7 protein-coding genes are annotated in these 14050 nt (G+C 41.7%); all 7 read left to right on the forward strand.

Annotation, left to right across the window (positions count from 1 at the left end; translation table 11 throughout):
- Window positions 1–41 precede the first annotated feature (41 nt).
- The 7 genes from C4F49_RS09965 (at window position 42) to C4F49_RS09995 (ending at window position 13877) form a co-directional block, all read left to right on the forward strand.
- A complete protein-coding gene (locus tag C4F49_RS09965; RefSeq protein WP_196935705.1) occupies window positions 42–1724 on the forward strand; it encodes a hypothetical protein in 1683 nt (560 codons plus the stop codon).
- Window positions 1725–1781: 57 nt separating this feature from the next.
- Window positions 1782–4433, forward strand: coding sequence for an alpha-L-rhamnosidase (locus C4F49_RS09970; RefSeq protein ID WP_196935706.1), 2652 nt, complete (start codon window positions 1782–1784; stop codon window positions 4431–4433).
- A 156-nt stretch (window positions 4434–4589) separates the two neighbouring features.
- Window positions 4590–6740, forward strand: a complete 2151-nt coding sequence (locus C4F49_RS09975; protein WP_196935707.1) for a glycosyl hydrolase — start codon at window positions 4590–4592, stop codon at window positions 6738–6740.
- Between the two features lie 33 nt (window positions 6741–6773).
- On the forward strand, window positions 6774–7667 hold the full coding sequence (locus C4F49_RS09980; protein WP_196935708.1) for an AraC family transcriptional regulator: 894 nt from the start codon (window positions 6774–6776) through the stop codon (window positions 7665–7667).
- Window positions 7668–7787: 120 nt separating this feature from the next.
- Complete coding sequence (locus C4F49_RS09985; protein WP_196935709.1) at window positions 7788–9221, forward strand: arabinose isomerase; 1434 nt, start codon at window positions 7788–7790, stop codon at window positions 9219–9221.
- Between the two features lie 33 nt (window positions 9222–9254).
- Window positions 9255–12344, forward strand: coding sequence for a SusC/RagA family TonB-linked outer membrane protein (locus C4F49_RS09990; protein ID WP_196935710.1), 3090 nt, complete (start codon window positions 9255–9257; stop codon window positions 12342–12344).
- 18 nt (window positions 12345–12362) lie between these two features.
- Complete coding sequence (locus C4F49_RS09995; RefSeq protein WP_196935711.1) at window positions 12363–13877, forward strand: RagB/SusD family nutrient uptake outer membrane protein; 1515 nt, start codon at window positions 12363–12365, stop codon at window positions 13875–13877.
- The last annotated feature ends 173 nt before the right edge of the window (window positions 13878–14050 follow it).

Raw genomic sequence — 14050 nt, forward strand, 5'->3', positions numbered from 1 at the left:
GGGGAAGTATTTTTCAACATAAATAGTAAAGCCTATTTCGCATGCTCCATAAAACAAACAACAGATTGCTGTTCCTTTTCCTATTTATCTTCGTTGGCTCCGCTTTTTCAAAAGCATCGACAAAGATCCCGCCAACAGATAGTCCTCGACTAATCAATATCATTAATTTTATCCGGCAGACGGATTACCGTTTACAAGATGCGGATAGCTTGCTTTTTGATGCGACTGAAAAGCAAATTCAGTTAATGAAGAAATATAATCTTGTCGGAACATTTCTGTTGCAATATGATGCGTTGATTAATCCAGACTATCAGAAATTGCTAAAAAACGAACTGACACCTGATTTTGAAATTGGTGCGTGGTGGGAAATTACGCAACCTCATGTGGAAGCGGCGGGAATAACTTGGAGAGGAAAACATCGCTGGGTTTCTACGGCGAACATTGCGTTCACCACGGGCTATACACAAGAAGAAAGGGAAAAATTAGTTGATGTATACATGGCGAAATTTAAACAGATTTTTGGTCGATACCCCAAATCTGTTGGCTCTTGGTTTATTGATTCGCACACCTTGCTTTACATGTACGAGAAATACCAAATTGTGGCTTCAAGCAATTGCAAAGATCAAGTTGGCACCGATGGATACACGCTTTGGGGCGGCTACTGGAATCAGGCTTATTATCCAAGCAAACTGAATGCCTACATGCCTGCGCAAACCAAGGAAAGCCAGATTCCGGTTCCGATTTTCAGAATGCTTGGCAGCGATCCGATTTATCAATATGACATGGGCGTAGGAACTTCTGGACAAGGCGTGATTACCTTAGAACCTGTTTACCGCGATGGCGGAATGAATAAAAACTGGACAACCCATTTCCTGAAAAGCATTGTCGATCAGCCTAGTTTAGCATTTAATTATGCGCAGGCAGGACAAGAAAATTCGTTTACGTGGGATGAAATGAAAACCGGATTGGAAATGCAATTCCCAATTTTAGATTCTTTAAGAAATGCAGGAAAAATACGGGTCGAAACATTGGAACAGTCTGGACTTTGGTTCAAAAAAATGTTCGATCATACGCCTGCAACGGCGGTTACCGCGTTGGATGATTATAGAGATCAAGGCAATAAAAGTGTATGGTACAACAGCCGATATTACCGCGCCAATTTGTATTGGGAAAAGCAAGGATTTCGTTTTCGGGATATACATTTGTTCGATGAAGGCCTTAAATCAGCTTATTACGACAAACCTGGAACTGGCGGACAATTCTTTTATTCGACACTTCCGTTTATCGACGGTTTTTTCTGGAGTACACAAACCGAACGAGCTGGCTTGCGTTTGGTGAAAAATGAAAATGGACAGCAGCAAGAACTTATTCTAAAAAATCCTTCGGTGAAAGAATCTGCGAAAGACAAGCTTCTGATCACCTGTACTGATCAATTTGAGAACACATTTACAATTACGTTATCCGAACAGAATATCGATGTAGGCTGTCAACCAAAGGATAAAAAGTTGAACTGGTTTCTTGAGCTGAAAGTGCCAAAAGAACGTCTAGACCAATTGCCTTTTCAGGCTGTGGAAAATAAAAGCATTGATGCCTTATTTCAAGATTTTGCTTACAAAATATCTTTTAAGAAAGGCTATATTACAAAAGGAAATGGAAACGATTATGTTTTTAGGTTATATCCTTCCCAACATACAGTTGCAATAGACATGCACGCTTCTTTATAGATTTTTAAAAGACCAACGATACATGAACTTGAAAATAACAAACAGACTATTTTAATTATGAAAAAAATATTTTTATTGGCTTTATTGAGTCTTGGAAGCCAATTGTATATACAGGCCAAAGAACCTATTCTTTGCAAACCTATTCAGCTTAAATGTGAACATTTAATCAATCCAATTGGCATTGACCAACAGTCGCCCCGTCTATCTTGGATGCTGGAAGACAAACGTCAAGGCGCGCTTCAGACCGCTTATCAAGTATTAGTCGGCACTGATTCGTTAGCTGTGGTCAATGGTCAGGGTCAGCAATGGGATTCGGGAAAACAAGCTGCAGAAGACATTTTGATCCGATACAAAGGTGAGCTACTAAAGCCTTTTACACGTTATTATTGGAAAGTCATTGTTTGGGATAAAGACAGTAAACAGGGAGACTCCGAAGTCGTTGCTTTTGAAACCGGAATGAGAGGCGAAAATAATTGGAAAGGTACTTGGATCAGTGACAACAAGGATATCCATCAGCTTCCTGCTCCATATTTTCGAAAAGAATTTACAAGCAATAAACCAATCAAACGCGCGCGCGCATACATTGCGGCAGCAGGATTATTTGAATTATCGATCAATGGACAACGGATCGGCGATCAGCGATTGGACCCGATGTACACACGTTTCGATCGAAGAAATTTATATGTAACTCATGATGTGACTAATGAAGTCAAATCAGGTAAAAATGCCATCGGCGTGATCTTGGGGAATGGATGGTACAATCATCAATCGCTTGCCGTATGGGATTTCCATAACGCGCCTTGGCGAGCTCGTCCAGCTTTTTGTCTGGACTTGCGCATTGAATATGAAGACGGTTCTGTCGAAACAATTGTTTCTGATCAGAACTGGAAGACCGCTAGCGGTCCGATTATAGCGAATAGCATCTATACCGGAGAGCATTACGATGCACGTTTGGAACAATCAGGTTGGGACAGTCCGGGATTTGATGAGAGCAAGTGGCATGGCATCCGCCTAAGAAGTACGCCATCAAATCTAATTTCATCGCAACAGATGGCTCCTGTGCGCCTAGTTAAATCGTACACCGCGAAAAACATCAATAAAATCAACGATACGACCTACGTGTTCGACATGGGGCAAAACATGGCAGGAATCACTCAGGTGAAGATTCATGGAGATGAAGGAACGGTTTTGCGTATCAAGCATGGTGAACGCCTTCTTGATGATGGGCGATTGGATATGTCTAACATCGATGTGTATTACCGCGGAGATAAAGTCAACGATCCTTTTCAAACCGACATTTTTATTTTGAGCGGTAAAAAGACCGATGAATTCATGCCGAAATTTAATTACAAAGGATTCCGATATGTGGAAATCACGAGCAGCAAACCTCTAGCATTGAGCAAAGAAAATGTAACTTCTTATTTTATGCACAGCGATGTAGCGCCAGTCGGATCCGTCAAAACTTCGTCTTCGCTGATTAACGGCTTATGGCAAGTAACCAACAACGCATACCTCTCAAACTTGATGGGCTATCCAACGGATTGTCCGCAACGCGAAAAAAATGGCTGGACAGGAGACGGCCATTTGGCAATAGAAACCGCACTTTATAATTTCGATGGCATCACAGTTTATGAAAAATGGCTGGGAGACCATCGCGATGAGCAGCAACCCAATGGTGTTTTGCCGGACATTATTCCGACAGGTGGCTGGGGATATGGAACGGCTAATGGATTGGATTGGACAAGCACAATTGCCATCATTCCTTGGGAACTGTATATGTTCTACGGAGACAGCAAAGCTTTAGAAGATTCGTATGAAAACATCAAGCGCTATGTAGATTACGTTACTCGCATCAGTCCAAATGGATTGACTACATTCGGCAGAGGCGATTGGGTTCCAGTGAAATCGACTTCAGATTTAGAATTAACCTCATCTGTTTACTATTACGTAGATGCGAAAATTCTTGCAGCTGCCGCTAAGCTTTTCGGAAAAGAAGAAGATTATCGTCAGTACAGTGCATTGCGCGATAAAATCAAAGAAGCAATCAATGCTAAATTTCTTAACCGCGAGAAAGGGATTTATGCGAGCGGTACACAAACTGAATTAAGCGTACCCTTGCACTGGGGCGTAGTTCCAGATGATATGAAAGCCAAAGTCGCATTCAATCTGAACAAGAAAGTAGAAGAAACAAATTTTCATTTAGACGTAGGCGTTTTAGGTGCAAAAGCACTGCTTAATGCGCTGAACAACAACGGCTACAGCGAATCTGCGTATAAAGTAGCTGTGCAGGACACCTATCCATCTTGGGGATGGTGGGTCGTTAACGGTGCGACAACTTTACTTGAAAATTGGGATTTAGATGCGAAAAGAGACATTTCAGATAACCACATGATGTTCGGTGAAATCGGTGGCTGGTTCTTCAAATCAATTGGCGGAATTCTTCCTGACCCAGAAAAGCCAGGTTTTAAACATATTTTGTTGCGCCCGATTTTCCCAGAGGGATTGAATGAATCCGAAGTGAGCCATTTATCGCCTTATGGAAATATCCTTTCCAAATGGAATCGCGAAAAGCGGAATTATGTGACTTACGAAATAGAAATACCAGCAAATTCCACAGCTACATTACAGCTTCCGGACAATGCCGAAGATAAAACGCCGTTGAATTTAACAGCGGGTAAACACAAACTAAAAATTAAACTTAAACAATAGGAAGTTGGATAGATCAAACGGCTAATATTCTGACCAGTAGGAAATATTTTGTCAAAAAACACAAGCGAATTCCCATTTCAGATAAACGCTAATTTTTAAACTGTTATAAATTTGTAAGTAACGCATAGAAATTATAAACCCCTTACTACTAACAGTATGAAATATTTGATGCTTTTTCTAACGGCTTTTGCCGGTTTTCATTTGACGATATCTGCTCAAGAGTCGAATAACACAGCGAAGGAATTCCAGTCTTTGGCCGATGAGCACCGTCCGATACCGCTTTGGTTTTGGAATAATACAGAAGTAGTTCCCGCTGAGATCAAACTCCAGTTGGAGCAGATTAAAAAAGCAGGCTATGGAGGGGTTAGCATTTTACCGTTTGGAAAAGATTTCAAACCTAAATACCTAACGGAAAGTTATTTTGATGCATACCGAGCGAGCATCGAAGAAGCTAAAAATTTAGGCCTTAAACTTCACATTTATGATGAATATGGTTTTCCGAGCGGAACTGCTGGCGATATCAATGGCGACGGCGTGGGCCGATTCAAACAGCGCTATCCTCATTTAACGAACAAACGATTAGATAAAACAGAATTTCTTCCGAAATCGTCCGCATCCTTTTCTGTAAAATTACAAGAGGAGGGTTTAATGGCTGTCGTTGCAATGGACAGCTTGAATTATCGCCGCATCGATTTGAGCGGCAACATAAAGCAAGGGCTTTTGACATGGAAAGTTCCGGCAGGAGCATGGAAAATCATGGCATTTCATTGTGTGGATGCTGGTAATTCAATTATGGATTACCTCGATCCAGAAGCGGCGGATTTATACATCGCCATGACGCACGAAGAATACTTCAAACGTTTTGGTTCATATTTCGGAAATGTTGTCGAAGGCACTTTTTTCGATGAGCCAACCATGTATTATGCGGAAGGCAGAACATGGACGCCAAAGTTTAACGAAAAGTTTAAGAAAAAATACGGTTTCAATCCTGCGCTTTTATATCCTGCTTTATGGTATGACATCGGAGAAGAAACTGCTGAAGCAAGAAATTATTTACACGCCTTTCGTTCGGAACTTTTTGCCGAAGGCTATATCAGGAAAGTGAATGAATGGAGCAATAAACATGGAGTTTATGCTACTGGACATTTAGATAATGAAGAAATTTTAAATGCTGTCGGTACTTCAGGTGATTTCATGAAAACCTTCAAATACCTCGATGCGCCGGGCATCGACAAAATCGGCGGAAACAGACCTGCTGAACGTTTTTACAAATTGATCAGTTCGGCAGCTTATAATTGGGATAAATACCGTGTCATGTCGGAAACGTATGGCGACATGGGCAACATCAGCTGGAATCAGATTTTTGGCATCGCCATGGACCAATATGCAAAAGGCATCAACACGCTGATTCCGCATGCGGTTTGGTACAACGATCAGAAAGTCACTTTCCTGCCAGAATTGTCTTTGCGCAATCCTTTATATGCCGACAGCTTGCAGATTTTCAACGATTACCTGACTCGCCTGAATGTTGTTTTGAAAAATGATGCGCGCTGGCTGGGAGACGTTGCCATTTTGTACCCGATTCAAAGCATGCAGGGCGATCATTATTTTGACGGTCCGCTAGGCCATTACAAAGGTGGCGTTGAATTACCGTACTTGGATTATACAGACATCAGTGTGAATCTTTTTGATAGTTTGGGTTATGACCACATGTATTTGCACCCTGAAGTTTTAGATGAGCAATGCCAAACCAAAAACGGTAAATTAGTAATGAACAATAAAAGACAGCACAATGCTTTTTCCGTGATTGTTGTACCTGCATCAAATACCATCAGCTTAAGCAATTTGAATAAAATTCAGTCATTCGCCGAAGGCGGAGGAACTGTAATCTTCTCTAATCAATTGCCGAAGCAAGCAACAATTAAAAAAGCGAATGCTTCTGTCGCTTCTATTTTGGACAAAATGCTGAAGATGGACAATGTTCATTTTATTGATAAACCGACGGTGAAGAATCTGGAAACAGCTTTAGCATCCGTTAAAACTCCATTCTTATTAAAATTTGAACAGGATGCACTACCTGTCATTCAGAAAGAACGCGATGGAAAAAGAAATCTGTTTCTTGCAAATGCTTCGCAAGAAAGTAAATCTCCAACATTTGTATTGGAAGGAGAGTTTTCATTATCGAGCTGGGATCCACACACTGGAGAAATCACAGAAAATCCGGTGGGCATAAGCTTTGATGGGAAAACGACCCGTGTGCATATGGAACTTGCGCCTTTTAAATCAATCTTTTTGATTGAAAAATAAAGTGAAAATCGGATATTGTCTTGAACTGATTTTATGGAAAGTTACTATAAATATTTACCGACAAGCGGAGAAGACGACAAATGGGGTATGACTCTATTAAACGCCGGTTGCGGAGAGATTATGGATACTGAATCCTATCCTGTTCAAAACCATCCTGCTCCGTATCAATTTAAGTGGCAAAATGGGCGTTTGCTACAAGAATATCAGTTGATTTATATTTCGAAAGGCGAAGGCATTTTCGAGTCCGAAAGTGCCGGCACAATGCCGGTACATGCGGGCACCATCATTTTGTTGTTCCCTGGCGAATGGCATCGATACTGTCCGAATCTAAATACAGGATGGGTAGAGTATTGGGTCGGATTTAAAGGAAATATTGCAGATTCGATCTTAGAAAATTCGTTTTTCCAGCGAAAATCCCCCTTAATCCATACGGGAATCCGTCCAGATATTATCAGCCTGTATCAAGATATTATGGTTCATACGCAAACCGAATCGCCCGGTTATCAGCCTTTGGTTAGCGGAATGGTCGTGCATCTTTTAGGGTTAATTTACTCTTTGACAAAACAGCAGGGACTTGCTCAAGAAATCGGCGACCATCAGCAGCTTGTACAGAAAGCCATGGTCTTGATTCGGGAAGTGACGGAAACAAAAATCACATTGGAAGATATCGCCGACCAATTGCAGATTGGCTATTCGCTGTTTCGTAAAATATTTAAAAAACATACCGGTCTGGCTCCGGGACAATACCTCAATCAATTAAAAATTGAACGTGCAAAAAACCATCTTTTGTACTCTGATAAGCTCATCAAGGAAATTGCATACGAGCTAAATTTTGAATCCGAATATTACTTTTCAAAATTTTTTAAAGAAAAAACCGGCTTTTCCCCATTAGCCTTCAAAAAGAACTATACCCTCGTTCGAACCTAAGCGACAAATCCCAAAATTTACAGTATATATGTCATTTTCTGCATGTTACAAGATTGTGACAGCAGATATATTTGCTATAACAATTTATAAATCTAGGACTAATAATCTACACTATTTTGTATGGCAAATGAACAGCAACTATCTGTTGGTATTTTAGGAATTGGACTACATACGTATTGGGAACAATTTGACGGCTTAAAGCAACAACTCGAAAACTACCTTGATGTCGTCGTGCAACGGATCGAATCAAAGTCGGTCAACAGTGTCAATTTTGGATTGGTTGATACTATCGATCGCGCTTTTGAAGTAGGCCGGCTTTGCCGCAGCGAAGAGATCGATCTGCTTTTTGTACACACCACAACGTACGCACTTTCAGCAACCTTGTTACCTATTCTGCAACGAGCAAAAGTTCCTGTAATTATTCTGAACCTTTCTCCTGAAGACGCCATTGATTACGAGAACTTCAATAAGCTTTCCGATCGACGAGCAATGACCGGAGAATGGCTGCGCCATTGCGGTGCTTGCCCTGTTCCTGAAATCGGAAATGTGATGTCGCGCTTGGGAATTCCATTCTATGAAGTTACAGGATTACTGGATCAGCAAGATGCTTGCTGGCAAGAAGTCGAAGATTGGATTTCTGCTGCGCAGGTTGTCAAAATAATGGCCAACAATCGTTTGGGCGCTATAGGAACTTATTATTCGGGCATGCTGGATATCTATACCGACCTCACCAAACAGCTTGGCACATTCGGCGGACACATAGAGATTCTTGAAATCGATGAATTGACGGCCATACGCAAAACGATTACGAAAGAACAAGCTTTGCTGCGAGTCAATGATTTTTATCAGGATTTCGATATTCGCCCCGACTGCAATGATGATGAGTTGTTGCGAGCGGCTTACACATCAGTCGCTTTGGATCAGCTTGTCGCGAATTATCAATTGGGTTCCATTGCTTATTATCACAAAGGCATCCCCGGAACGGATAATGAAGAGACCATCACCTCCATCATACTAGGAACTTCACTGCTAACCGCTCGCAATATTCCGGTGGCCGGAGAATACGAAATCAAAAACGCGCAAGCCATGAAAATCATGGATTCATTAGGTGCAGGAGGCTCGTTCACCGAATACTACGCGATGGATTACCAAGATGATGTTGTGCTGATGGGACACGATGGGCCGGGACATATTCAGATCGCCGACGGAAAGACGAAAGTCCGTCCATTGGATGTTTATCATGGAAAAGTGGGCAAAGGACTCGCGGTAGAGATGCAGATAAAAGTCGGTCCGGTCACTTTACTTTCTGTCGTGGAAACACAGGACGGAAACCTTGTTCTATTATTCGCCGAAGGCGAATCCGTAGAAGGCCCGATCCTTAAAATAGGAAATACCAATAGCCGCTATCGATTTCCAATCGGCGCGCGAAATTTTGTACAAGCCTGGAACCAAAACGGCCCCGCCCATCATTGTGCCGTAGGCTTGGGACATCAAGGTTCAAAACTTGAAAAGCTGGCAAAACTGCTAGGTATTCAGGCAATAAAAGTTTGCTAACAGGAATAGAAAAATCTCCAAATTATATTCATTATGATAAAAAAAACCAATACAAAAAGCATTATGCATGCTCTATTTGCATGGCTTTTGGTCTGGTCTGTTTCACTTGCCAACGCGCAAACAGCACAAACCATTTCAGGAAAAATTGTCGATGCAACAACGCTAAAACCAATTGCTGGAGTATCGATTCGAAGCGGAAATCCCGCTCAGCAAGCAGTGAGTGATGCAGCAGGTAATTTTACCATAGCCGTAGCGCTAAACGCTCAAATTACGTTCAATTATATCGGTTATCAAAATCAGGTTGTTACTGTCCGCGATTTGAATTTTTTAGAAGTTAAATTGACCTCAGAAAGCCAAGATGTAGAAGAAGTTGTGGTTGTCGGATATGGTTCACAGCGAAAAGGAAATGTGATCGGATCCGTAAAAACAATTGATGTGTCTGCTTTGCAAGATATTCCTATTTCAAATGCAAGCCGTTTGCTTCAAGGACAGTCGCCAGGGGTTGTTGCGAAGCAAACAACAGGACAGCCTGGGCAAGAACTTCAGGTTTCGATTCGAGGAAGCAGTTCGCTCGGCGCGACAAGTGACCCACTTTACGTTATTGATGGATTTCCGGTAGGAACGTCTATTGGGCAAAGCCTAAATCCAAGTGATATCCAAACGATGACCATCTTAAAAGACGCTTCTGCCACAGCAGTTTATGGATCAAGAGGTGCGAATGGTGTTGTTTTGATTACAACAAAAAATGCACGCGCATCGGGTTATCGGTTTGAAGCAAATATCAACAATGGCATAGCCAACGTTCCGACATCCAGACGCATCGAAATGATGAATGGACAAGAATTCGCCCAATTCAAGAAAGAACGCTTTGAAGATCAAATCCGATATTATGAGAATCGTGAGCCTACGTTGGATGAAGTTCCAGAAAGCTACCGCTATCCTGAGCAAACTCCCTATTCTACAAATTGGTTCAACGAAATTCTTAATAACAATGCACCTTTTACTGACGTTAATGTTAACCTGACGAATGGCGGTGAACAGGTAAATTCTTTTATTTCCCTAGGTTACCTTAACCAAGAAGGAGCATTGATCGAAACAGATTTTAACCGATTCAGCGCACGCGCAAATATCGATGGCAAAGTAAAAGAGTTTATGAAGTTTGGCCTGCGCTTATCGGGTGCATACACGACACAGAAAAATTCGGATACACAAGCAGGGATGCATGGCAACAACATCGTTGTCCAATCTCTATTGATGGATCCTCGTCAGCCTGTTTACCTTGAAGATGGCAGTTTCAATAGCTACATTGGCGGTACGGATGGCGTTTTTGGATTTCCAAATCCGGTTCAGAGGCTGAAAGAAGAAATTCATCATGTGTTTCGTGGCAATGTCATGGCCAATTCGTATTTGGAAATTACGCCCATTAAAGATTTGAAAATAAAAAGTTCCATCAATGCCGCATTGGATAACCAACGAAACCACGATTTTATTCCTTCGACCATAGGCCGATTCAATTCTCCGCCACCTTCATTAGCGGTAGGCGGCGAGTATTTTGCAAGTGGTATCAATTATGGAATGGACAACATTATTACCTACTCTCCGACCTTTGAAAACCATTCTTTGGAAGTAACAGTCGGACATATTTTTCAAAAACATACGGTAAATACCGGCAATGCAACAGGCGAGCAATACCCTGATGATTTAGTCGAATACATTGCAGCGGCGAACCAGCGCGACGGAAGTTCCGGACAAACTGAATTTAGTTTAGTCAGTTACCTGTCGCGTGTAAATTATGCTTACAAAAACAAATACCTAGTTGGAGCATCGTTTAACCGAGAAGCAAGCTCGCGATTCGGAAGCAACAATCGCTGGGGTAATTTCCCCTCGGTATCCGTGGGTTGGCGTATTTCTGATGAGCCATTTTTTCCAAAAACAAATTGGATCAATGACCTGAAACTCCGAAGCAGTTATGGTATCACTGGAAATAACAACATCGGAAATTATACGTCGCAAGCGAACATGTTGATTTCAAATTATGTCTTTGGTTCGTCGGTAGTTCCGGGAGCTGTTATCGGATCGTTTGCCAATAGAAATTTAGGCTGGGAGCAATCTAAACAGTTCAATGCAGGACTGGATTTTTCAATCTTGAGTAACCGCATCGGATTCTCCGCTGAATATTATCAAAAAACGACGGAAAACATGTTGTTGAATGTGGAAATTCCATCTTCAGCAGGTTTCAGCAGCATCATTACCAACATCGGAGAAGTTCAGAATAAAGGTGTAGAATTCGATGTGAATTACCGCGATTCGTATGGTGATTTTAGCTGGGGAACGAGTTTCAACATGTCCTTTAACCGAAACAAAATTCTGTCAATTGATGGTGACCGTGATGCATTGTTAACTGGAGAATTTTACGATGGGTACAGCATTTCACAAGTCGGTTCACCAATCGGTCTATTTTATGGTTATCAAGTGTTAGGCATTTATCAAACACAAGCTGAAATTGATGCGACGCCGCACAATGAAAACCATATTCCCGGAACTTACCAATATCTGGATGGAAATGGCGATGGTCGAATTTCATACGATATGCAAGATATGGTCGTTATTGGAAACCCAAATCCAAACTTTACTTGGGGGTGGAATGTCAATCTAGGCTACAAACGATTTGATCTTTCGGTGATGATGAACGGAGCTCAAGGAGGTGATTTATACAGACATATCGAAATGGCGACGTCCAATATTGACGGTGTATTCAATGTGTTGCAGGAAGTAAGCGGCCGCTGGCGTTCTGCCGAAAATCCAGGAGATGGTAAACAAGCAGGGTCAAATACGTATTACTTTACCCGCGAATCAAATTCTCGCTATGTCTACGACGGATCCTATGCATGGATCAAAAACATGACATTGGGTTATAAAATCCCGAAAATAAAGAACCTTTTAGAAGCGAAAGTTTTCTTAAGTGTTGACAATGCATTTCTGATCACGAAATATCCGGGGAATAATCCTGAAGTAGACGCTTCCCGTTCTGCAAACAGCAGCAACATCATTAGCCCAGGAAAGGACACCGAAGCATATCCAGTCCCAAGAACATTTTCAATAGGTGCACGCCTGAATTTTTAACCACAAATCAATCAAGCGATGAAAACGAATAGATTAAAACTCGTAGGATGCCTATTGGGCCTCGCTACATTCACATATTCTTGTAACAACTCTTTTTTAGATCTTTCCGATCCGACAGTAAAGGATTCTGAAAATTTTTACAAAACACAGACTCAGGTCGAACAAGCCGTCAACGGCGTATACAGCCAGCTTCAGGATATTACGAATAGCCAATATTTGTTTGCTGAAATGCCTTCAGACAATACAACCATTCAATTAAATGCTTCCGACAGAGGGCAAGTCGATCGTTCAGAAGCATTCGAGTTTTGGAATATTACGGCGACCAATGTCAATATTGCTGGATATTACAACCAAGCTTACAATACGCTGTACAACATCAATACGGTCTTGTCAAAATTAGAGCAAACCGAAATTGAAGAGGCTAAGAAGAAACAATACAAAGGCGAGCTTTTATTTATGCGCGCTTACCATTACTTCTTGCTGGTTCAATATTTTGGAGACGTCATTCTGTTGACCGAACCTTTGCAAGATGCTAGCGAAGCATTTGCGCTGGCTCGCACGCCGACAACGGAAGTGTACAAGCAGATTATTTTGGATTTAGAAGAAGCGTCAGCTAACCTTCCGTTAAAATCTCAATACACAGCAAATGATGTTGGCCGTGCGACTAAAGGATCTGCTTTATCGCTGTTAGGAAAAGTGTATTTAACCACAAAAGATTACGAAAAAGCGCGCTTAGCACTTGAACAGGTTTTGGATTTGGGTTATGATTTGTTGGCTGATTATGCAGATGTATTTGATCCAACAAATAAAAATCATAGCGAATCGATTTTTGAAGTACAATACCAAGGCGGGAACAACTTGGGCGAATGGAGCAGTTTTATATACAGCTTTGCGCCTCGCGATTCTGAAGGTGCTGTTACCGGATTTCCAACAAGCAGGCCACAGGGGTGGAATATTCCGACCAATGACCTAATAAGTGCATTTGAAGCGGATGATAAGCGTCGGGAAGTTTCCTTTAAAGAAGGATACACCAATGCTGGCGGAACCTTCGTTCCCATCCCTTATGTCAACAAATACAACCATCCGCATACCATCGTCGGTAGAACAGATGACAACTGGCCAATACTTCGCTTTTCGGATGTGTTGCTGATGCTCAGTGAATCGATTAATGAAGAGTCGGGTCCCGAACAAGCTTATGTGCACATCAATCGCGTTCGCCAACGTGCAGGACTTAGCAATCTTCAAGGCTTGTCCAAAGAGACTTTTCGCGAAGCGGTTATGAAAGAACGCCGAGTGGAATTGGCTTTTGAAAACCATCGCTGGTTTGACCTGAAACGATCACTGACGTCTGAACAGCTTGTTTCGCTTTTGAATGCACATGGTCAGCAAGAGCGCGAATCACCTACCGTGAGTCGTGGCGGTGTACCATTTTCGGCGGCTGATTATAAATTTGAAGCTTTCGAAGCGCTGTTTCCGATTCCCGACCGGCAGATCTTTCTGAGCAACCAGCTTAAGCAAAATTCTGGCTATTAATTTCTTTGAAATAACCTGCAAGATCTATTTTTTGCAGGTTATTTTTTATAAAAGAGATTGTTAAGAAGCAAGTGTATTTTGTTAGTGTTTCGAAAATACCTATTTCCAAGCCGACAGCACATGATAGTTGACCCAGAGCTATCGCTTATATTCGAATAATCAATTCGTAAACC

Source organism: Sphingobacterium hungaricum, assembly GCF_015210005.1.
Lineage (GTDB): Bacteria > Bacteroidota > Bacteroidia > Sphingobacteriales > Sphingobacteriaceae > Sphingobacterium > Sphingobacterium hungaricum.